Source organism: Sphaerisporangium album (genome assembly GCF_003323745.1).
Taxonomy (GTDB): domain Bacteria; phylum Actinomycetota; class Actinomycetes; order Streptosporangiales; family Streptosporangiaceae; genus Sphaerisporangium; species Sphaerisporangium album.
This window is the reverse complement of the sequence record NZ_QOIL01000001.1, coordinates 333888-354373: the sequence shown is the minus strand read 5'-3', so window position 1 is coordinate 354373 and position 20486 is coordinate 333888. Positions and strand designations below refer to the sequence as shown.

Annotated in this window: 20 protein-coding genes; 10 read left to right on the top strand and 10 right to left on the bottom strand. The window is 71.1% G+C overall.

Going from position 1 to position 20486, the window contains the following annotated elements:
- Positions 1-69: 69 nt before the first annotated feature.
- The 5 genes from DQ384_RS01580 to DQ384_RS01560 form a co-directional block, all read right to left on the bottom strand.
- Positions 70-1338: an ATP-grasp domain-containing protein gene (locus DQ384_RS01580; protein WP_114026823.1), complete on the bottom strand. Its 1269-nt coding sequence runs from the start codon at positions 1336-1338 to the stop codon at positions 70-72.
- On the bottom strand, positions 1331-2281 hold the full coding sequence (locus DQ384_RS01575) for an alpha/beta hydrolase (protein WP_114026822.1): 951 nt from the start codon (positions 2279-2281) through the stop codon (positions 1331-1333). Before DQ384_RS01575 ends, DQ384_RS01580 begins: the two co-directional genes overlap by 8 nt.
- A 121-nt stretch (positions 2282-2402) precedes the next feature.
- Entirely contained in the window at positions 2403-2747 is a 345-nt protein-coding gene (locus DQ384_RS01570; protein WP_147268597.1) for a Rieske (2Fe-2S) protein, read from the bottom strand.
- On the bottom strand, positions 2735-4150 hold the full coding sequence (locus tag DQ384_RS01565) for an iron-containing redox enzyme family protein (protein WP_114026820.1): 1416 nt from the start codon (positions 4148-4150) through the stop codon (positions 2735-2737). The genes DQ384_RS01570 and DQ384_RS01565 overlap by 13 nt, the downstream gene beginning before the upstream one ends.
- A complete protein-coding gene (locus tag DQ384_RS01560; protein ID WP_114026819.1) occupies positions 4147-5205 on the bottom strand; it encodes a class I SAM-dependent methyltransferase in 1059 nt (352 codons plus the stop codon). The genes DQ384_RS01565 and DQ384_RS01560 overlap by 4 nt, the downstream gene beginning before the upstream one ends.
- A gap of 1127 nt (positions 5206-6332) precedes the next feature.
- Here DQ384_RS01560 and DQ384_RS01555 point away from each other — a divergent pair.
- Genes DQ384_RS01555 through ptsP form a run of 8 tightly spaced genes read left to right on the top strand, consistent with a single transcriptional unit; the run spans position 6333 to position 12867 of the window.
- Positions 6333-7094, top strand: coding sequence for a DeoR/GlpR family DNA-binding transcription regulator (locus DQ384_RS01555; RefSeq protein WP_114026818.1), 762 nt, complete (start codon positions 6333-6335; stop codon positions 7092-7094).
- Positions 7091-8032 (top strand): 1-phosphofructokinase, encoded by a 942-nt coding sequence (pfkB, locus tag DQ384_RS01550; protein ID WP_114026817.1) that lies wholly within the window; start codon positions 7091-7093, stop codon positions 8030-8032. The genes DQ384_RS01555 and pfkB overlap by 4 nt, the downstream gene beginning before the upstream one ends.
- A 37-nt stretch (positions 8033-8069) precedes the next feature.
- Positions 8070-9239, top strand: a complete 1170-nt coding sequence (mtlA, locus tag DQ384_RS01545; protein WP_114026816.1) for a mannitol-specific PTS transporter subunit IIC — start codon at positions 8070-8072, stop codon at positions 9237-9239.
- A gap of 2 nt (positions 9240-9241) precedes the next feature.
- Positions 9242-9550, top strand: a complete 309-nt coding sequence (locus tag DQ384_RS01540) for a PTS sugar transporter subunit IIBC family protein (protein ID WP_114026815.1) — start codon at positions 9242-9244, stop codon at positions 9548-9550.
- Positions 9543-9977 (top strand): PTS mannitol transporter subunit IIA, encoded by a 435-nt coding sequence (locus DQ384_RS01535; protein ID WP_114026814.1) that lies wholly within the window; start codon positions 9543-9545, stop codon positions 9975-9977. Before DQ384_RS01540 ends, DQ384_RS01535 begins: the two co-directional genes overlap by 8 nt.
- Entirely contained in the window at positions 9974-10978 is a 1005-nt protein-coding gene (locus tag DQ384_RS01530) for a zinc-dependent dehydrogenase (protein WP_114026813.1), read from the top strand. The genes DQ384_RS01535 and DQ384_RS01530 overlap by 4 nt, the downstream gene beginning before the upstream one ends.
- 16 nt (positions 10979-10994) lie before the next feature.
- Positions 10995-11279: an HPr family phosphocarrier protein gene (locus DQ384_RS01525; protein ID WP_114026812.1), complete on the top strand. Its 285-nt coding sequence runs from the start codon at positions 10995-10997 to the stop codon at positions 11277-11279.
- Positions 11272-12867, top strand: a complete 1596-nt coding sequence (ptsP, locus tag DQ384_RS01520; RefSeq protein WP_114026811.1) for a phosphoenolpyruvate--protein phosphotransferase — start codon at positions 11272-11274, stop codon at positions 12865-12867. The genes DQ384_RS01525 and ptsP overlap by 8 nt, the downstream gene beginning before the upstream one ends.
- A 228-nt stretch (positions 12868-13095) precedes the next feature.
- On the opposite strand, the gene DQ384_RS01515 is transcribed toward ptsP, so the two are convergent.
- The 5 genes from DQ384_RS01515 to DQ384_RS01495 form a co-directional block, all read right to left on the bottom strand.
- Positions 13096-13821: a hypothetical protein gene (locus DQ384_RS01515; protein WP_114026810.1), complete on the bottom strand. Its 726-nt coding sequence runs from the start codon at positions 13819-13821 to the stop codon at positions 13096-13098.
- Positions 13822-13935: 114 nt separating this feature from the next.
- Positions 13936-15114 carry a hypothetical protein gene (locus tag DQ384_RS01510; protein WP_147268596.1) on the bottom strand — a complete coding sequence of 393 codons (1179 nt, stop codon included), beginning with the start codon at positions 15112-15114 and terminating at the stop codon, positions 13936-13938.
- Positions 15115-15123: 9 nt separating this feature from the next.
- Positions 15124-17103, bottom strand: a complete 1980-nt coding sequence (locus tag DQ384_RS01505) for a hypothetical protein (RefSeq protein ID WP_114026808.1) — start codon at positions 17101-17103, stop codon at positions 15124-15126.
- 6 nt (positions 17104-17109) lie between these two features.
- Complete coding sequence (locus DQ384_RS01500; protein WP_114026807.1) at positions 17110-17895, bottom strand: toll/interleukin-1 receptor domain-containing protein; 786 nt, start codon at positions 17893-17895, stop codon at positions 17110-17112.
- Between the two features lie 43 nt (positions 17896-17938).
- Complete coding sequence (locus DQ384_RS01495) at positions 17939-19234, bottom strand: helix-turn-helix domain-containing protein (protein WP_114026806.1); 1296 nt, start codon at positions 19232-19234, stop codon at positions 17939-17941.
- Between the two features lie 225 nt (positions 19235-19459).
- Between DQ384_RS01495 and DQ384_RS01490 the strand changes: the two genes are divergently transcribed.
- Both DQ384_RS01490 and DQ384_RS01485 read left to right on the top strand, forming a co-directional pair.
- On the top strand, positions 19460-19960 hold the full coding sequence (locus DQ384_RS01490) for a MarR family winged helix-turn-helix transcriptional regulator (RefSeq protein ID WP_114026805.1): 501 nt from the start codon (positions 19460-19462) through the stop codon (positions 19958-19960).
- Positions 19939-20373, top strand: coding sequence for a MarR family winged helix-turn-helix transcriptional regulator (locus DQ384_RS01485; protein WP_147268595.1), 435 nt, complete (start codon positions 19939-19941; stop codon positions 20371-20373). Before DQ384_RS01490 ends, DQ384_RS01485 begins: the two co-directional genes overlap by 22 nt.
- The last annotated feature ends 113 nt before the right edge of the window (positions 20374-20486 follow it).

Here is a 20486-nt window from a genome sequence, read left to right as displayed (position 1 = left end):
TCTTTCCGGTCTTGCGGTTCGTGCGTCAAGAGGAACACCGGTCCCTTCGGGGGGCGAAGGTGATCGCCGTCAGGCGGCCGCCGGGTCGATCACCAGTCCGCGCTCCAGCTCGCGGATCACCTTGTAGTCCCGTTCGACCTGCTCGGGGTCGGGGTGGGACAGGATGGCGAACCCGAAGTCCAGGCTGTCCACCAGGCTCCTGGTCGCCTCGACGTGGTCGCCCTCGGCCAGGTTCATCACCGAGAAGTGGTGGCTCGGCAGGTCCTTGACCGCCTCCAGCGCGGACACGTCGCGCACGGTCCCGGAGGCCCGCGCGATGTGGAAGACGCACATCTGGTGGCGCTCCAGCCGGTACCCGAGCGGGACCTCGCCGCCCACCAGGGCGCGCACCGTGCGGTCGATCTGGCTGTCGCCGGTCGCGACCCGGTTGAACCGCGGCTGCCCGCCGCCGTGCGCCCGCGCGCCGAGCTCGATCAGCACCGGGCCGTCGCCGGTGTTCATGATCTCGATGTGCGCGGAGCCGAACCGCATGCCGACCGCGTCCAGCACGCCGCGCGCGTACTCGGCGAGCGCGGGGACGGCCGGGTCGTCCTCGGGCACCCAGCGCATGGTGTCGTAGACGGCCATGTGCGGCCCGTTGTCCACCTTCTGGTAGCGGCACACGTCCACCAGGCCGTGCCGTCCGCCGTCGGTGAAGGTGTCCACGACGTACTCGGTGCCGGTGAGGAACTTCTGTACCAGCAGCCGGTCGTCCACGTTTCCGAACTGGTTGACCCGGCCGAGGCCCCGGGCGAACACCTCGGCCCAGCCCACGCCGCCGGCGACCTTCACGACGCCGTCGGTGCTGGCGCTCATCGGCGGCTTGACGACCAGGTCCCGCCCCTCCAGGCCCTCGCGGGCGAGCCACCGCTCGACCTCGGCGGGGTCGTCGGTGCAGATCTGCGGGATCACCGCGAGCCCCGCCGCCGCCACCGCCTCGGCCATCCTCCACTTGTCCCGCCGCGCGGCGGCGAGCTCGGGCACGTTGGCGCGGCCGGGGGTGACCAGCGGCGCCAGGCGCTCGGCGAGCTCGACGCCGGACTCGCCGCCCGCGATCACGCAGCGCGGGTCCAGCGCCCGCAGCTCGCTCGCGAGCGCGTCCAGGTCCCCGCCGAAGACGATCTTGCGACGGTGGTCCTGCGGCCGGTACGAGGCGGCGTACGCGTCGGGCGGGCGCTCGGCGGTGAGCACGGCGACCACCTCGACGCCGCGCTGGGCGAACGCGGCGGCGAACAGCGCGCCCGAGGAGTACGGGTCGACGACGACCACGGGGCCGGTCGGGTGGGCCTGCTCAGCCACGGGACTCCCCCTCCCCACCGGCCAGGGCGGCGGCGGCCGCGCAGAACCGGCGCACCATGTCCGCCGCGGGCTCGCTCATCCCCCGGGCGCGCACCGGGGCGTGCACCATGCCGGCCTCCATGACGTACTTGGCCGGGGTGCCCTCCGCGCGCAGCAGCTCGACGTACTTCTCGGCGTCGACGCGCAGCGAGTCCAGCTCGCACCCGACGACGTACGCCGGGGGCAGCTCGTGGAACTTGCCCTCCAGCAGCGGGGAGACGTACGGGTCGGCGGCCCGCTCCGGCTCGGGGCAGTAGCAGGCGGTGTAGAACTCCATCTCGCCGCCGGAGAGCAGCGGCGCGTCCTCGCCGCCGTGCCGCCACCGGGTGAAGTCCAGCACCGGGCTGATCAGCGCCTGGCCGGCGAGCGCCGGGGTGCCGCGGTCGCGCGCCATCATCGACAGGATCACGGCCATGTTCGCCCCGGAGCTCTCGCCCGCGACGACGGCCTTGGCCGGGTCGACGGACAGGCCGAACCGGGACGGGTCGGCGAGCACCGCGCTCAGCCCGGCGTAGCAGTCCTCGACCGGGCCCGGGAAGGGGTTCTCGGGGGCCATGCCGAAGTCCAGCGCGATCGTCACCAGCCCGGTCCTGTGGGCGATCTCGGCGACCAGGCTGTGGTGGCTGGTCAGCGAGCCGATGACGAAGCCCCCGCCGCGGACGTAGAAGACGACGCCGTCGCCCTCGCGGCGGGCCGGCTCGTAGATCCGCAGCCGCACCTCACGGCCGTCGTGCTCGGCCGTGGCGTCCCGCCAGGTGACGCCGTCCGGCACCGGGATGGGCAGGGCCGCGGCCAGCGAGTCGTACAGGGCGCGCTGGCGCTCAACGGGATAGGTGTAGAAGTCGGGGGGCAGGGTGGCGTTCACCTTGTCGACGAATGCCTCGATGCCGGACGCGTAGGCCATGTCAGGTCTCCTCGGAGTCTGGGTGTCTCGGGTTGCTCGGTTGTCTCGGGTCGCTCGGGTGGGGGCCCGCCCGGAGGGTCAGGTGGGGCACCGGACCCTCCGGCGGGCCGCGCGGTGGGGCTCAGGCCGCCCTGCCGCCGCAGAACGCGGGCGACATCGGCCGGTGGGTGGTCGTCACCTCGGAGTCCGCGGGCACCGGGAGCACGGCGGTGACCGTGTTCCCGCGGCGCACGGCCGGGATGCCCTTCCTGCGCAGCCGGGTGATCGAGGTCGCCCGCTCGTGCCAGGGGCACACGGCCCGGCCGCCCGTCGCGTCCACCTCGGCCAGGTTGAGCGGGCCGCCCCGGTGGGGACACAGCGCCGGCATCACGAACGATCCCTTGGCCGTGCGCGCGTAGACGTAGGGCACCCCGTCGACCTCGACGCAGTTGTGGGCGCCTTCGACGGCGAAGTTCACGACAAGCATGCGCGGTAGTCCCCGACCGAGTGGATCTCGTACACGCACTCCTCGGAGTCGATGATCGCTCCGTGCAGGCGGTTCCTCCAGATCACGGTGCCCTCGCCGGCCTCCAGGATCTGGTGGGAGTCGTAGCCGCTGACGAACCTCATCGTGCCGGACACGATGTGGCACAGCTCGTCGCCGTCGTGCTGGTGGGTGTTGGACAGCTCGCCGCGCGGCTCGACGATGTGCGCCACCGGCGCCTCGACCTCGCCGCTCTCGATCTTCGCCCAGACCGGCGCGTGCAGCACCTTGTTCCGCGGGCCGGCGTCCATCCAGCGCACCTGCTCGGCGAAGTCGTCGTCGGCGATCTGGGCGATGGCCTGGAACTCCTCGAAGCCGCGCACGATCTCGGGGATGACCGACTCGCCGCACTGGTCGACGATCGGCATGATCAGCTTCTCCAGGGCCATCCGCCCGTGGTGGACGTCGATGTGCACGTGCTCGGTGAAGTACTTGACGTCCGCGTCGTCGCCGAAGACGTCGGTGAGCAGGTCCGCGGCGCGCCGGCAGAAGTCCACCAGCGTCGTCTCGGTGTAGTACAGGGCGCCGAGGTAGCGGAAGAACAGCTCGTGGTTCTTGCCGAGGTAGTGGAAGTAGTTGCTCATCATGAGGCTGCTGGTCAGGTAGTACTGCCAGTAGCGGTGCAGGTCCGCGCTGAGCCCGACCGAGGCCAGCGTGTTCTCGAACAGCGTGCTGTGCTTGGTGCCGTGGACGCCGTAGCCGTACTCGTCGATCACGATCTTGAACCACTCCGACTGCACGGGCCCGTAGTAGCCCATGACGTTGCGGATCATCGGCGAGGCCTCGGACAGGAAGTCCGGCGCGAACTGGATGAGCCAGTTGCGGGCGGCGCGCTTGGGGTCGCTGGACTCGCGGATCGCCTTCTCGCTCGCCGAGGGCTCGGTCGCCTGGCCCTGGATGCGGCCGAGGTAGGCGGCCAGGCTCTCCTTGGTCCAGTCGCCGCTGACCTCGATGTCGTCGAGGAAGCCGAACACGTGCTTCTCCAGGTACGGGCGGATCATCTCGCCGCGCGCCCGGTTGGTGGAGCTGTAGAAGTTCTTGAAGCCGGCCCACGTCGAGTCGGTCATGCCCTTCTTGGGCAGGAACATCAGGTCGGCCTCGTAGATGGTCGCGAGCAGGCGGTTGGCGGCCAGCGCGGAGTAGTCGAGGATCTCGCCGGCGGGCAGCGGCTTGCTGAAGTCCAGGTACTTGATGATCTGCGGCCGCAGCTGCCGGTGGTAGGGGTTGTCCTCGTTCTCCCACTCCTTGTTGTCGAGGTAGATGGGGTTGCTGGCGAAGTCCAGGGCGAGCTCACGAAGCTGCGCCGGGTCCAGCTCGAACGGCGTGTGGTGCGGGGTGAAGCTCATTTCTGTCCCTTCATGGTGGTCGAGATGCTGATCTTGGAGGCCGAGAGCCGGCAGTCCTGCCAGGCGAGGCGAAGGTGCGCGCGGTCGCCCTTGGTGAGCGCGACGGGCTCGGCGAACGGCACGAACGCCTGCATCCAGTGCGAGGCGAGGTTGTCCGGGGAGTTGCGGAGCCTGACGCCGCCGCCGAGCGAGAGGTCGAACCAGACCGCGAGGCCGTGCGCCTCGCCCGTCTCGGTCACGGGGATGTCGACCTCGGCCGACCCGTCGGCCATCGGGCCCGCCGCGAAGTCGAAGGAGTACAACTCGACCTCGGGCGAGAGCAGCGTGTGCGGCCAGGTGGGCAGGCGGACGGGGAAGTGGCCGCGGGTGGAGAGGCCGTTGAGCAGGCTGACGTCGAAGCCGGCCGCGTAGTCCACGCGGTTGAGCCGGTCGACGGCGACGCTGTCCAGCAGCGCCCCGTACAGGCGCGCCGACTCGGGCAGCAGCAGGCCTCCGGGGGCCAGCAGATGCTCGCGGGCGTGCTCGACGGTCGGCAGCACGCCCTCGCCGATCAGGCCGCAGTCGACGATCTCGGAGACGATGAGGTCGGCCCGCCGGGGCAGGTCCACGCCCACCACCAGGTCCGTGGACCGCTTGGACACGACGTTGATCACATCCGACAGGCCGTGCTGGGCGACGATCTGGCGGGTGATCTCGGCGAGCATCGGGTTCTGCTCGCACGTGGTGACCGAGGCGGCCCCGGCCCGCGCGACCATCATCGACAGCAGGCCGGTGCCGGCGCCGATGTCCAGCACGTGGGCGCCCGGGGGAAGCACGCGCTCGATCGCCACCTCGAAGGCGTCGTTGCGCTCCAGGTCGTTCAGCATGGCGAAGTGCCAGCGCGGCACCGTCCGGATCGCGGCGCTGAGGGCCGCCTCCTCGGAGCCGACGATTCCACGTCCGGGCGAGAGCATCGCGCGGACCGCGTCCATGGATTCCTGCGCCGAATCCAGAGTGGCCTGCACCGAGGCCAGTAATAAAGAGGTGCTGACGTCGTCTTGCGTTGTGCTCGGCATCTTTGTGTCTCCCGTTCATGGGCACGGCGGAATTCGCCGCCGCCCATGGCGTAAGTCGAAACCGGTGACGGGTCTGGTAATGGTCGGCGCGGGTGGGCGGCCGCGTGCGGCCTTTCCATGGCGCCGGTCGGGGGTCGTTCTGGTACGCCCCCGGAACGCTTTCTTCTCGCCCGGCCCGTTTTCGCGGGGGCGGCGCGAGCGGCCGGATTCGTCCGGCCGTCGATCGATGGCGGCGGGCTGGTCGGGGACGGCTCCGCGGCCGCGTGCTCCTTTCTCGGCTTCGGTGGTCAGGGGGGACGCGGGGCGGGTCCGCGTACGGCGGGCATCCGGCCCGGCCCGGGTCAGGCGGGCGGGGACGGCGTTTCCGCAGGCGTCGACGAGGCTTTCACGAGCCCTGTGGGAGCTCGGCCGTCTCGCCTGCTCCCGGTATCGCGCCGGGCGTCACGCGAGATCGGGCGGACAATTCGAATGCCATTCGGCGATCCTCTTGCCGGGCCTCGGAGCCTTGCGTCTTGATGTGGCCTGAAACCCTGGGAGTCCTTCTCGTATTCCCGGCCGATTTCGCGGCCACATCTTTGTTCTTGGCGCCCTCCCCGTCTTATCGGGCGGGGCGGCGATATCCCAGAACCATACGGCCCGCGATCCTATTCCACCCCTGGGGACGGCGCGTTCCGGCGCCCTTTTCCATGCGTTCACGCAGGTAGAGGGGGCCGCGCCGGCGAAGACCGGCCGAATTGTGCGATCGGGCCGGTCGTTACGGCCATTACGCCCTTACGCGCCCGGCGATTGAGGCGCCGTAATCGCCGGGGAAAGCCCGCGACCTGCGCGGACTCGCGGCCCGCGCGCGACGGGAGCGGAAGTACCCCGTGACCATAAATCTTTTTTGTCACTCACGGGCGGGATATAGGCGACATAGCGGGCATTTCCCCTACCCCGGCGGCACCAGGCGAGAGCCCGTCGTCCCGCACCCCCGCGCCCGTCCACGAGGCCCCCGGAGAGGTACGGCCCCGGCGCGTAACACGCAATGGTCACAGCATGTGCGCCCACCCTGTGAGACTCTTGCCATCCCATAGAAACGGGTGTAAACACAGGACAACCAACACACAAAACGGCGGTGAAGCAACATCATGTATGCCGAGGAGCGGCAGCAGGAGGTCCTCCGCAGGGCGAGGACGGCCGGCAGGGTGGACGTGGTGTCCCTCGCCGAGGAGTTCGACGTCACCACAGAGACGATCCGCCGCGACCTCACCGCACTGGAGCGCGCGGGCGTGCTGCGGCGGGTGCACGGCGGCGCGATCCCGGTGGAGCGGCTCGGGTTCGAGCCCCCGCTCGCCACCCGGGACGAGGTGCTGACCGCCGAGAAGGAGCGCATCGCCAAGGCCGCGCTCGCCGAGCTGCCCGAGGACGGCTCGGTGATCATCGACGCGGGCTCCACCACCGGCCGCCTGGTCCAGATCCTGCCCGCCGACCGCGAGCTCACCGTGGTCGTGAACTCTCCCCCGCTCGCCACGGTGCTGGCCTCGCGGCCGAACCTGCACGTCGTCATGCTGGGCGGCCGGGTGCGCGGCCGCACGCTCGCCACGGTGGACGACTGGGCCCTGCAACCGCTGGCCCACCTGCACGTGGACGTGGCCTTCATGGCGGCGAACGGGTGCTCGGCGGCCAAGGGGCTCACCACCCCCGACCCGGCCGAGGCGGCGATCAAGCGCGCGATGGTGAAGGCGTCCGAGCGCGTCGTGCTGCTGGCCGACCACACCAAGTTCGGCAACACCTACCTGGCCGGCTTCGCGTCCCTGTCGGAGGTCGACCTGATCATCACCGACAGCGGCCTGGATCCGATGGCCGCCGCCGAGCTGTCCGCCGCCGGCCCCGAGGTGGTGCGCGCGTGATCCTCACCCTGACCCTCAACCCGAGCCTGGACCGCACGATCGAGGTCGGCGCGCTCGCCAGGGGCACCGTCATCAGGGCCGCCGCGGCCAGGCTCGACCCCGGCGGCAAGGGCGTCAACGTCTCGCGCGCCCTGCTGGCCAACGCGGTGACCTCGTGCGCGGTCGTCCCCTACGGCGGGGACGAGGGCAGGCAGCTCGTCCGCCTGCTCGCCCTGGAGGGCCTGGACATGGTGACCGTGGCCGTGAAGGGCCCGACGCGGTCGAACGTCACGCTGGCCGAGCCCGACGGCACCATCACCAAGATCAACGAACCGGGCGCCACGCTGTCGGCCGCCGAGCTGGACACGATCGCGGACGCGGTGCTCGGCGCGGCGCGCTCGGCCGACTGGGTGGTCGCCTCCGGCAGCCTGCCGCCCGAGGTCCCCGCCGACGTGTACGCCGGGCTGTGCCGCAGGTTCACGGCGGCGGGCATCAACGTCGCGGTCGACACCAGCGGCCCCGCGCTGGTCGAGTCCCTGAGCGCGGCCCCCGCCCTGATCAAGCCGAACCTGGAGGAGCTCGCCGAGGCCACGGGCATGGCCATCGCCTGCGTCGGCGACGCCATCAAGGCGGCCGGGAAGCTCCGCGCCGCCGGGGCGCGCACGGTGCTGGCGAGCCTCGGCGCCGACGGCGCGCTGCTGGTCGACGACGACGGCGTCCGGTACGGCGAGGCCGAGGTCGCCGAGCCGCGCAGCGCGGTCGGCGCCGGCGACTCCCTGCTGGCCGGCTTCCTCGCCGCCGGCGCGCGCGGGGAACAAGCGCTTGTTGAGGGCCTGGCCTGGGCCGCCGCCGCGGTGGCGCTCCCGGGCAGCCGGATGCCCCGCCCCTCCGACATCACCCGCGACGGCATCCGCCTCGTGCCTCCCGACCCCACCCGTCGCCTCCACCCCCACTCCTGACGTACGATCCACCATCCTTCAAGAGGGAGCACGACCCATGGCCGACACCTATACCCCTCCGGTCTACGGCACCGGGGTCAAGGCCACCATCCAGCGACTCGGCGGCCACTTGGCCGGCATGATCATGCCCAACATCGGCGCGTTCATCGCCTGGGGACTGATCACCGCGCTGTTCATCCCCACGGGCTGGCTGCCCAACAAGGCGCTGGCCGAGCTGGTCGGGCCCATCATCTCGACCCTCCTGCCGATCCTGATCGGCTACACCGGCGGCCGCATGGTCCACGGCCAGCGCGGCGCGGTCGTCGGCGCGGTGGCCACCATGGGCGTTGTCGTCGGGGCCGACATCCCGATGTTCCTCGGCGCGATGATCGTCGGCCCGCTCGCCGCGTTCATCCTCAAGCACGTCGACCGCTTCACCGAGGACCGCACGAAGTCCGGCTTCGAGATGCTGGTCGACAACTTCACCGCGGGCATCGTGGGCGGTGCGATGGCCATCGTGGGCGTGTGGGGCATCGGGCCGATCGTCCAGGCCTTCACCACCGCCGCGGGCGACGGCGTGGAATGGCTGATCAACCACAGCCTGCTCCCCCTGGCCTCGGTCCTGATCGAGCCCGCCAAGGTGCTGTTCCTGAACAACGCCATCAACCACGGCGTCCTCGGCCCGCTCGGCGTGGCGGAGGCGGTCAAGCAGGGCCAGTCCATCCTGTTCATGCTGGAGTCCAACCCCGGCCCGGGCCTCGGCCTGCTGCTCGCCTACTTCTTCTTCGGGCCGCGCGCGCTGCGCCCGAGCACCCCGGCCGCGATCATCATCCACTTCTTCGGCGGCATCCACGAGATCTACTTCCCGTACGTCCTGATGAAGCCGCGGCTGATCCTCGCCGTCATGGCGGGCGGCGCGGCGGGCGTGTTCACCTTCATGATCACCGGGGCCGGGCTGGTCGCCACGCCGTCGCCGGGCAGCATCTTCGCCTACCTCGCGGTCACCCCCAAGGGCGGCTGGTTCGGCGTCCTCGCCGGCATCATCATCGCCTCCGCCGTCTCCTTCGCGGTCGCCTCGGCCCTGCTGGGCTTCGGCCGCGGCGAGAAGGAACCCGCCGAGGACGCCGGCGCGGCGCCCGCCGGGACGGTCCCCGAGGGCGAGACGCGGCCCGTCGCCGAGACCCAGACCCGCACCTCCAGCGTCCCCACGGTTCCCAAGGAGGCATAGAGATGGCCGCCATCGAAAGCAAGGACATCCACAAGCTCGTCGTGGCCTGCGACGCGGGAATGGGTAGCAGCGTCATGCTGGCCACCCAGCTCCGCAAGCAGCTCAAGAGCACCGGGGTCGCGGTCGAGCACACGCCCGTGAACGAGATCCCCAAGGACGCCGACCTGGTGGTCTGCCACACCGGGCTGGCCGCGCGGGCCAGGGCCGTGGCGCCGGGCGTCCCTCTGGTCACCTTCCAGATCTTCATCGGCGACCCCGCCGTGACCAAGCTCGTGTCCACGATCAAGAACGGCGGCACGGTCGATGCCTGACGCCGCGCCGCTCCCCCTGGAACCGCGCGCCGTGGTGCTCGACGCCCGCGCCGCCGGCCGCGACGACGCGATCCGCCAGTGCGGGGAGCTGCTGCTGGCCGTGGGCGCGATCACCGAGCCGTACATCGCGTCGATGCTCGAACGCGAGCGCTCGATCTCCACGTATGTCGGGGAGGGCGTCGCGATCCCGCACGGGACCGCGAAGGCCAAGCAGGACGTGCTGCGCGACGCCGTGTGCGTGGTGCGCTTCCCCGAGGGCGTCGACTGGGACGGCGAGCGGGTCGGCCTGTGCGTCGGCATCGCCGCCAAAGGGAACGGCCACGTGGCGCTGCTCGCCGCGCTGGCCGACGTCCTGCTCGACCCCGACCGCGCCAGAAACCTCCGCGAAGCGACGGAGGTAGAAACCGTGATGAAGGAGCTTCTGTGAAGGTCGCCCGTTTCCACGCCCCCGGCGACATCCGCGTCGAGGACGCCCCCGAGCCCGAGGCCGGGCCCGGGGAGCTGAAGATCCGGGTGCGGAACTGCTCGACCTGCGGCACCGACGCCAAGATCTACAAGTTCGGCCACCACCACATCCGGCCGCCCCGGGTGATGGGCCACGAGATCGCCGGCGAGGTCGTGGGAACGGGCGAGCGCGTCCAGGTGATCGCCGCCATCCCGTGCGGGACCTGCGAGGAGTGCCGCAGGGGGCGCATGACCGTCTGCCCCAATCAGGAGTCGATGGGCTACCACTACGACGGCGGCTTCGCCGAGTACATGATCATCCCCGCCAAGGTGATCGCCGTGGACGGCGTCAACCGGATCCCCGACGGCGTGGGCTTCGCCGAGGCGTCGGTGGCCGAGCCGCTCGCCTGCGTGCTCAACGGCCAGGAGCTGGCCCGGGTCGGTGCGGGCGACGACGTCGTCGTCATGGGCGCGGGCCCGATCGGCTGCCTGCACGTCCGGCTGGCGCGGGCGCGCGGCGCGTCCCGGGTGTTCCTGGTCGACGTGAACCCCGAGCGGCTGGAGATGGCCGCCGGCCTCGTCCACCCCGACGAGGTGATCAGCGGCGACGCCGTCGACCAGGTCGTCAAGCTCACCGGCGGCCGGGGCGCCGACGTCGTCATCACCGCCGCCGCCTCGGGCGCCGCCCAGCAGCAGGCCGTCGAGATGGCGGCCCGGCAGGGGCGGATCAGCTTCTTCGGCGGCCTGCCCAAGGACAATCCGATCATCCAGCTCGACTCCAACCTCGTGCACTACCGCGAGCTGACCATCGTCGGCGCCAACGGCTCCAGCCCCGCGCACAACGCCCGCGCCCTGAGCCTCATCGCCGAGAACGCCGTGCCCGTCGCCGACCTGATCACCCACCGCCTCCCGCTGCCCGGCGTCCTGGACGCCATCGGCCTCGTCAGCCGCGGCGAGGCGATCAAGGTCACCATCGAACCCTGAGCAGGAAGGACGAACCATGCCCGAAAGGACAGTGGCCGTCGCCTCGTCGAGCGGGCTGCACGCCAGGCCCGCCAAGATCTTCGTCCAGGAGGCCGCGCGCCAGGGGGTGCGGGTGCGGATCCGCGTCGGCGAGGGCAAGCCGGTCCCCGCCTCCAGCATGCTCGGCGTGCTCAGCCTCGGCGCCGTGCACGGCACCCAGGTCACCCTGGACGCCGACGGCCCCGGCGCCGAGGAGGCCCTCGACACGCTGGTCAAGCTGCTGTCCCGCGACCTGGACGCCGGGGAAGCCGTCGATGGGTGAGGCGCTGCGCGGCCTCGGGGTGAGCCCGGGGCGCACCGCGGGACCGGTGATCCGGATGGCCGGCCCGCCCGCCCTGCCCCAGCCGCGCCCGGCGACCGACCCGGGCGCCGAGGCCGCGGCCGCCGCCCACGCGCTTGAGGCGGTCGCCGAGGATCTCGAACGGCGCGCCGCCTCGGCGGGCGACCCGGAGGCGGCCGACATCCTGGAGGCCCAGGCGATGATGGCGCGCGATCCGATGCTCGGGGACGGCGTCGAGGACAACTGCCGCGCGGGCATGGACGCCGCGCACGCGCTCGACGCCGCCTTCGCCGTACACCGCCGGGCGCTGGTGGAGGCGGGCGGGTACTTCGCGGAGCGGGCCGCCGACCTCGACGACCTGCGCAACCGCGCGGTCGCGGCGGCGCTCGGCCTGCCCCCGCCCGGCGTCCCCGCGCCCGGGCACCCGTTCGTGCTCGTCGCCGAGGACCTCTCCCCCGCCGACACCGCCGGGCTGGACGCCTCCGTCCTGGCCCTGGTCACCGAGAAGGGCGGCCCGACCAGCCACACCGCGATCCTCGCGCGCGGACGCGGGCTGCCCGCCGTCGTCGGCTGCGCGGGCGCGCTGTCGCTGGACGACGGCACGCTCGTCAGCGTCGACGGCGCCACCGGAGAGATCGCCATCGGCCTGAGCGGCGCCGACGCCGAGCGGGTACGGGCGGCGGACGCGCGGGAGCGGGCCGAGCTGGCGCGAGGCGAGGGACCCGGCCGCACCTCCGACGGCCACCCGGTCAAGCTGCTGCTCAACATCGGTTCCGCGCGCGACCTCGCCGACGGCGCCGAGGGGGTCGGCCTGTTCCGCACCGAGTTCCTGTTCCTCGGCCGCAGGACCGAGCCCTCACTGGAGGAGCAGGTCACCGCCTACAGCGAGGTCTTCTCCCGGGCGCCGCTGGTGGTGGTCAGGACGCTGGACGCCGGCACCGACAAGCCGCTGCCCTTCCTCGGCCTGCCGCAGGAGCCCAACCCCGCGCTCGGCGTACGGGGGCTGCGGGTCTCCCGGCTGCTGCCCGGAGTGCTCGACACCCAGTTGGAGGCGATCGCGCGGGCCGCCGACGCGACCGGCGCCGAGCCCTGGGTCATGGCGCCCATGGTCACCACGGCCGGCGAGGCCGCCGAGTTCGCGGCCCGCGCCCGGGCCAGGGGCATCGCGCGCGTCGGCGTCATGGTCGAAGTGCCCGCCGCCGCGCTGCACGCCGACCGGCTACTGCGCGAGGTGGACTTCCTCAGCATCGGCACAAACGACCTGAGCCAGTACACCCTGGCCGCCGACCGCCAGCACCCGGGCCTGGCCGACCTGCTGGACCCCTGGCAGCCCGCGCTGCTGGAGCTCATCGGCCGCTGCGCGGAGGCCGGGCGTGCGGCGGGCAAGCCGGTGGGCGTCTGCGGCGAGGCGGCGGGCGATCCCAGGCTCGCCCCCGTCCTCGCGGGCCTCGGCGTGACGAGCCTGTCGATGGCGGCGGTGTGCGTCCCGGCCGTCCGCGCCGCCCTCGCCACCCGGACGCTGACCGAGTGCCGCGAACTCGCCGCCAAGGCCCTCGCGGACGGCCTGTGAGCAGTTCGCGGCCCACCGGTCCAGGTCGCGCGGTCGCCTGCGTGAGGTGATGCCGAGTTCGCTGAAGGTGTCGGGCAGATGGGCGCCGGCCGTGCGCGAGCTGAGGACGAGCCGGGCGGCGATCTCCTTGGAGGTGACCGCCGGTCCGGCCGGCTTCCACGGGCCAGATCGTCTCGCTGCGCGTCAACACCCGCTGACCCCCGCGGTCCCGGCCCGTCTCCCGCCCGGCTAGCGGCGTACCGGGACGGCGACGAGGCGCGCGCCCTGACGTATCCCGAGGTCGTCGAGCGCGCGCGTGTCGTCCGAGGTCCCGAGGTTCGCCTGCGCCCAGTCCCGTCCCGCGTCGACGTACGGCTTCTCGCCGGCGGAGTCCTGGAGCACCCATTCCTCACCGTAGGAGTAGACGCCCACGCGATCCGACAGGGCGAAGTAGACCTGGCCGAGAAGGTCCTCGACGGTCGGGACCGACTCGTAGGGCACCCGGAACGGATAATCCTTGAGAAAGGGGTTGATCCTTCCCAGGTCGACCTCGATCCAGCGCTCCCGCATCTCGTGCCTGGCGACGTCGACCGCGCGGTCGGCGACGCTCAGCCTGTCCACGTTGGAGGAGATGGGCAACGCCGCGCTCACCGCCGAGCGCACCAGGTGCTCGACGTCCTTCATGTTGCGGTCGGCGCGGGACGACAACGCCGCGACGAAGTCGGTCACGCTCGACCGCCCCCCGAAGTCCTCCGGCGAGTACAGGACGTACGGCTTCTTCCACAGGATGGCGAAGAACGCCCCCGCCACCCCCATCGGGAACACGATGGAGAAGGCGGCGAACAATCCCTGGACCCACCCCTGCGCCTGCGTGGCGGCGATGCCCATGGTGACCTCGGCGATCCCGAGGAAGAGCGAGATGATCCACAGAGGATTGAGCTGCCTGGACGGCCTCCCCACGTTCCGGCTCGCCATCGCCCTTCCTCATATCGCCCGGGACCTGAACCCCGCCATGCTCCCACAACGAAGAGGTACGAAACCGCCGCTTTCCGATCTCCGACAGGCCCGCCCGTACCCCGGCGGCGACGCTCAGAGACCTGGCTCGTCCTGCGGGCCGTGCCCCGGATCGTCCTCGGGACCGTCGGGCGGCGGATAGAGATCGTCCGGCGGCGGCGGGAACGGGGGCTCGCCAGGACGCGGGAAGCGGGGGTCGCCGGGAGCCGGGGACGGAACGTCGAACCGGCGGGCCAGGTCGTCCGCCACTTCACCTTTGCCCTGCTTGGAGAGGAACAAGACGTTCCGCTGGACGTACAGGACACGCTTCGGATCCTCCTCCGTGAAGCCGGCCGCGCGCAGGAACGCCGCGAAATGGTCCGCTGCCGACGACGGGCGGCCGTTCGCCTCGCCATCCCCCGCGTGCGCCGCCGACCCGGCCGGGACGGGAACGGGGAACGGCACGAGATGCTGGAAACGCTCGGGCACGTCCGCGTTGTTCGCCGCGGAGGAGAGCTGGGCGAGAAGGCCGATGTCCTTGACCGCCCTCTCGACCTGATCGTCGTTCCTGGCGAGATACCAGACGACGGCGCTCCCGGGGTCCTTCAGCACATCCTCGCCGAGGTAGTCGCGTTTGCTCTGCTCGTGCTTTCTCTCGTGCTCCCAGACCGCCTTCTCCTTGCGTATCCCGGCGAGCCGGTCGAGGCGTTCCTGGTCGGAGTCGGAAAGGGCGAGCGTGACCGAATCAGCCATCGCGTTCAGGTACCGCTCGCGGTCCGGCTGCATCCTGCCGAGAATTCCGTTCAACTCGTGCTGCACGAGTGACGCCCTGGCCGGATCCCGCTTCTCGGTGACGCTGCGGGCACGGTCCAGAATCGCCTCGACGGCGAGACCGGCCAGGCCGACCATCGACGGATTGTCCACCACCCCGATCGGGGTCCAGCGCACCGTCGCGGAGAACAGGAAGTCGTAATCGTCCTCCGCGCTCGGGAGCCGGATCCGCATGACCTGCCGCTCCTGCGGCTCCGGACGGGGCACCGGCACGTACGGTTCCGGAAGCGGAAGAGGCGGCGCGTACGATCGGCGTCCGCCGCCGGCCCGCGCGAACAGGATCCCCACGGCCGCGAGCGACAGGCCGACGGCCACCCTCGTCCAGACGGGCAGGGGCGCGAACAGCAGCAGGCCCGCGACGATCAGGCCGCAGAAGAGGAGGAAGTAGACGGCCACCGTCCTGCGGCCGTGATTCGCAGCGCGTTCTTCTCGATTCATCGTCATGGCGACACCTCACGCGGCCGGGATGCCCTGAGCGGCATCGATCTTGTGGAGGACGTACTCGGTGAAGGCGCGGTGATCCCGCTCGCCGGGCGTGGTGATCTCGCCGGACTCGGTGGAGGGCAGGTCGCGGGCGATCACGAAGAGACGAGACAGAACCTCGTCCGGCCGCTCCGGGGTGATCAGCACGTCGAGGAGCCGGTCGCGATGCCGCACCTCGTCGGACGCCGCACTGAGCCAGGATCGCGCGAAGGGGGCCCACTCCTCGTGCGAGCGCCGCTCGAAGACGACACCCCACCCGATGGCCAGCAGGTCCTGGACGGCGGCGTCGGCGATGAGCGGAAGGGCCGGCCTCTGCGACTCGCTCACCATCACCGGGTTGCCGACCTCCAGGAACAGCTCCACGTCGGCGGCCCGGATCTGCCCGTCGGCAGCAGGAGTGGCCAGCCGCTCCAGCAACAGGCGCCGGAGCCGGGTGTCCCCCTCGCGCCCCAGCCGGACGAGCGCCTCCCGCGCATCCGTGGTCCGGCGCTCCCGCCTCGCCAGGTGATGGAGCCGGACGAGCGCCTGCGCCGGATGCCGGACCGACATGACCTCCGCGCACATCGCCACCAGCACCTTGGTGAACCCAGGCGACAGGTTCGGCTGTTGTGACCAGTCGTAGATCGTCCTGCGGAAGAACCGCCCTTGTTCCGGATGTTCGAGGCCGTGCTTCAACGCCTGGGAGGCCGCCCGCAGGCGGACGTTGGTCGCGGGCTGGGAGGTCAACCCCTTCACCAGCGTGACCAGGCTGTCTCTGTATCCGAGTGGCAGGCACTGGTCGGCGAACCGCTTGATGAGAAGGTCTCGGTCCCTGTCTCCGAGGCCGGCGGACTCAACGGTCCTTCCGACCCAGGCCCGCAGATGCTCGCGCAACTCCGGCATGTGAGTCCAGAAATGGGTGCGGACCGCGGCGTCGAATCCGAGCACCTTGAAGCGCACGTTTCTGTCGGCATCGGTCACAGCGCGGATCTCTCTGAACCGCGTGGCCAGATCCGCACGTTCCAGAGGGGAATCGTCCCGCGAGTACTCGACCAGGTCCAGGAGGGTGGTGGCGGCCTCGGCCACCTGATCGGCGTGGGCACCCGACAACAGCGCCGTGGCGAGAAGCAACGCCCGCTGCGGTCCCTTGCCGAGGTTCCCGAAGAGCATGGCGACGTCTTTGCTCTGATCGCTCATGGCGCCGCGGGCCAGCGCGCACCAGGCCGGAAACCCTCCTTGCCGGTTCTCGGCCCGCGCGCGACTCACGAATCCGGCGAATTCCTCGATCTCCCGCATCGAGCGGCTCGCAGCGAGGAATCCGTCCAGTTCCGGGGTCGGCCGCCGGAACTCCTCCGCCGAGAGACCGGCGTGCCTCAGGTGAAGCCGAACCACGTCCAGAGCGGACGGCCGTGCGATGTCAGCGCGGAATTCGCCCAGTTCCCCCCGGAGCCGCTCGGCCCTGTGGTGCAGGAGCACGACCACCAGCCGCGCTCCCCGCCGCAGAACGGTGTGACGCAACGAGGAGAGTTCGCCATGCACCTCGACCCAAAGCTGCTCGGTAATGTCCGAGAGGTCGAGCCACAGCAGATCTCCGTCGCCGACGTCCTGCTGGGGATTCAGGCGGGGCGCGCCGTCCTGCAACGGCAGCTCGTGCAGCGCCTCGGTGCCCGACCGCAGCCCGTCCAGGAGCATCTTCGCGGCGGCGCTCCGGCCACTGCCGGGCGGCCCGTCCAGCAGGACGGTTCCGGTGGAACGCAGGATGGCATCCGCCTTGGCGAATCCCGAGGGGGGGACGAAGCGTCGCTTCAGCCACAGCAGTTCGTCGACGGCGACATCACGAGGTCTCCTGCCCCTGAAGTCCGCGGCCAGTGTGTACATAGTAATGTTCTGGTCGATGTACTGGTCGCCCTCCCCGGCATGCACGTTTGTGCCCCGGGGGTTGAACATCTGCGTGTTGAACCGGTCGTTCATCGCGCGTCAGTCCTCGTCATCGCCCGAGAAGTCGAAGCGCTGGTGTATTCCGCCCTGGTTCTCGCCGGAGACGTTGTTCGTCCCGTAGTGCCGGGAGTTGTCGGTGCGGTGGTCGTAGGTGCGGTTGTCGTGGTTGTTAGTGGTCTCGTGGCGGGTGGTGTTCTGATTGATGTCGCCCTTTCCGGTGTGAACCGGCCCTTGAGTGCCGGTGATGACGTTCTTCTCGCCCGACACGTCGCCGGTGATGTCCCTGGACTGCATCGCCGGGCCGTGCACGTCGCCGGCCGTGTTGTTCACCGTCCCGGGCTCAGCGGCTTCCCGGCGACGGCGATCGGCCTTCTTCAGAGCGGGAACGTAATCGGTGAGCTCGTCTCCGATGTGCACCAGATCGACGGAGCCCTTCTGCAGGTCGAGCCGCAACGACTGGACCTCCGCGATCCGCGCCAACTCGGCAGGCAGGTCCGCGACGCACAGACGGTCGTTCTTCCTGCCTTCGATGATCGGAATGACACGCGTCCCACTCGCGTACGCCTCGAGGATCTCCCTGCGTACCCAGTCGTTCTCGTCGTGCAGGGCGGGATGCGCGGACCAACCCTGCCCGATGACCACCAGCACGACGGCGCTGGACCGCACACCGTTGATCAATTCTTCGGCGTACGCCCGACCGGCTCTTATGGATTTCGACGCACGGAAGACGTGCTCCTCCCCGAAGCGATGCGACAGTTCCCGATCCAGCACTGCGGCCGTCTTGTCCCCGTCGCCGGTGCGATAGTTGATGAAGATTTCGTGCATGCCGAAAGCTCCCTTCGTCCGAGGAATGTGAGCGAGATGATCTTTACGGGGCGATGACGTGCAGGGCTGTGGCGAGCCGGGGGGCCAGGGAGCGGACCGCGGGGTTGCGCGGGTGGCGGGCCAGGGTGCGGGCGAGGCTGCGGAGGTCAGCGCCGACGGTCGCCGAGCTCACGATGATCGCGTCGCCGAGCAGCCGTTCGGCCAGCTCGCACGCGTGGTCGATCTCCCCGGCCGCGGCGTAGGCGAGCGCCCGCCGCACGCCGTACCGGACCTGGGTGCGCGTCGCGTGGGACGGCACCTGCGCGAGCTGGGCGTCCAGGATCTCCGCGGCCTCCCGGCAGCGCCCGAGGTCGTGCAGGCACCAACCGGTCACCATCGCGACCGAGTCCGGCAGATTGGTGCTGCCGATGACGGGGGAGCCGGCGTCGGGCGTGTGCCGCGCGAGCAGCGTCCGGGCCCGGTCCAGGCCCCGCATGGAGGCGTCGTAGTCCCCCGCTAGGGCGTGCCCCTGGGCCTCGCGCTGGGCGGCCAGCCCATGGATGCGCGGCGGCACCGTACCGCTCTGCGCCCGCCGGGCCAGCTCCACGGTCTGCTCGGCCTCTCCCCGGTAGAGCGTGACCAGCGCGCGCCGTACCAGCCCGTAAGCGGCCAGGTCGCCGTCACCACCGGCCGCCGCGAGTTCGACGGCGCGTCGCGTCCACCACAAAGCGGCCCTCTCGTCGCCCGCCTCCTGCGCCAGCCAGCCGACGTACTCGGCGTACCGGGAGCCCATCTTCAGCAGGTCGCGGCGGACGCGCGAGCCGGCGTGCGCGGAGAGTTCGCGCAGCACATGCGTCTGCGCGATGAGGGCGGGCATCAGGAAGCCGGGACTTCCGGTCTGGCCGAGCCGCCGGTACTCGTCGAAGAGCGATCGGGACGCCTCCAGGAACCTTTCGCCGTCGGCGGTGGACGACGCACCCGGTCTGCCGATGCTCATAGCGGCCATCGAGGCGGCGCCCGCGACGACCACCTGCCGCCGGCCCACGGTCCGGAACCAGCTCTGCCCGTCGGGGGACAACTGCATGAGCCACACCTCCTCATCACCGGTGCTCGTCTCCGCGGCTTCGGCTTCGGTTCCGGGCAGGCTCGCGCGTGCCAGGGCCGTGAGAGCACCTTTGGCGTCGAGCTTCGCGTCGCAGTGAGTGGCCAGTTCGCGGCTGGGCGGCTTGAGGCCCCGCTCGACCTTGCTCAACTGGCCCTTGCTGTAATGCACCAGGCCGGCCAGTTGTGTAAGCGTGAGTCCGGCGGCGAGACGGCGTCTCCGGAGCTCTTCCCCGAACCGATTCGGCTGCTCGACCACGCGGACCTCCGTCACCGTCCGCCCGAACAGCCGTGAGTCACTCTTGAGAGAAGAGTGCGTCAGCCCACGTCGAGCGGACAAGGCGATCCGGGCGTTTCCCGTTTCCTGCTTTCAGGCAACAGGAAACGGCCGTTGCCGTCGAGAAGGAACCGGCGTGCTCCGTGGGAGAGGCTTCCACCTCAGAGGATGGTTGCCATGGAAATAGTAGCCATGTACATTATAGGCGTGACGCGATCTTCCGACGACGTGCTGACCGGGTATCTGCTCTGGCGGGTCACCACCAAGTGGCGGGCCGCGGTCGATCGCGCCGTCGCGCCCGTCGGGCTGACGCACGCGCAGTATTCGCTGCTCGCCTCGCTGTACGGCCTGTCGCTCAAAGGCGCGCAGCCGAGCCAGCGCGAGCTGGCCGACTTCGCGGGCCTGGAGGCGATCTACGTCTCCAAGCTCGTGCGCGCGCTCGAAAAGGCCGGCCTCGTCGGCAGGGGCGTCCACCCCGCCGACCCTCGCGCCGTGCAGCTCACGCTGACCGAGCAGGGGGCCGAGGTCGTCCGCCAGGCCATGGAGATCGTCCACACGTTGCACGACGACCTCACCGCGCCGATCGGAGGGACCGCGGGCACGGAGAACCGCGAGCTCGTCCGCACGCTGCGCGCCCTCCTCGGCAGGGGACCCAGGCCAGACCACACGAAAGCAGGAGTGAACCCATGCCCCCAGCCCCCACCTTGACCGGTCAGGACATCGGCGAGGCGCAAGGAGCGGTCCGAGCGCTGCTCGACGCCGTCCTCGCCAGGACCGGCAACACCAGCGAGCAGTGGATCGCCCTGCGCGTGCTCGCCTCGCGCGGGCCCATGGAGTCGGCGCAGGCGTTCGCCGACTTCATGGCCGGCCAGCCGCAACTGGCCCTGGACGTGGCCGACGCCGCCGAACTGCTGAAGGGCCTGCAGGCGCGAGGCCTGGTCACCGAGGACTCCCCCCGTCTGACTCCCGCGGGCGAGGCCCTCAACGCCGAGCTCGCCGAGGCGGTCGGACCGACCACGACGACCCTCTACTCGGCGATCGACCCCGCCGACCTCGCCACCGCCCGCAACGTCCTCATGCAGGTCATCGAACGCGCCAACCACCTGCGCGAGGAGCTCTGACCGTCCACGACGCGGACCACGGCGAGCGCCGGAACGCCGGCCATCCCGGCCCCGGCCCGCTCGCCACCGTGTCCCCCTTCATCGCCTGTTCTCCAGGGGGCCCGCGCGGGTCC

Coding starts and splice junctions, on each gene's coding strand:
- DQ384_RS01575 (WP_114026822.1), bottom strand. CDS start 2,281: ATGGCCTACGCGTCCGGCATCGAGGCATTCGTCGACAAGGTGAACGCC.
- DQ384_RS01570 (WP_147268597.1), bottom strand. CDS start 2,747: ATGCTTGTCGTGAACTTCGCCGTCGAAGGCGCCCACAACTGCGTCGAG.
- DQ384_RS01565 (WP_114026820.1), bottom strand. CDS start 4,150: ATGAGCTTCACCCCGCACCACACGCCGTTCGAGCTGGACCCGGCGCAG.
- DQ384_RS01560 (WP_114026819.1), bottom strand. CDS start 5,205: ATGCCGAGCACAACGCAAGACGACGTCAGCACCTCTTTATTACTGGCC.
- DQ384_RS01555 (WP_114026818.1), top strand. CDS start 6,333: ATGTATGCCGAGGAGCGGCAGCAGGAGGTCCTCCGCAGGGCGAGGACG.
- mtlA (WP_114026816.1), top strand. CDS start 8,070: ATGGCCGACACCTATACCCCTCCGGTCTACGGCACCGGGGTCAAGGCC.
- DQ384_RS01540 (WP_114026815.1), top strand. CDS start 9,242: ATGGCCGCCATCGAAAGCAAGGACATCCACAAGCTCGTCGTGGCCTGC.
- DQ384_RS01535 (WP_114026814.1), top strand. CDS start 9,543: ATGCCTGACGCCGCGCCGCTCCCCCTGGAACCGCGCGCCGTGGTGCTC.
- DQ384_RS01525 (WP_114026812.1), top strand. CDS start 10,995: ATGCCCGAAAGGACAGTGGCCGTCGCCTCGTCGAGCGGGCTGCACGCC.
- ptsP (WP_114026811.1), top strand. CDS start 11,272: ATGGGTGAGGCGCTGCGCGGCCTCGGGGTGAGCCCGGGGCGCACCGCG.
- DQ384_RS01515 (WP_114026810.1), bottom strand. CDS start 13,821: ATGGCGAGCCGGAACGTGGGGAGGCCGTCCAGGCAGCTCAATCCTCTG.
- DQ384_RS01510 (WP_147268596.1), bottom strand. CDS start 15,114: ATGACGATGAATCGAGAAGAACGCGCTGCGAATCACGGCCGCAGGACG.
- DQ384_RS01505 (WP_114026808.1), bottom strand. CDS start 17,103: ATGAACGACCGGTTCAACACGCAGATGTTCAACCCCCGGGGCACAAAC.
- DQ384_RS01500 (WP_114026807.1), bottom strand. CDS start 17,895: ATGCACGAAATCTTCATCAACTATCGCACCGGCGACGGGGACAAGACG.
- DQ384_RS01485 (WP_147268595.1), top strand. CDS start 19,939: ATGCCCCCAGCCCCCACCTTGACCGGTCAGGACATCGGCGAGGCGCAA.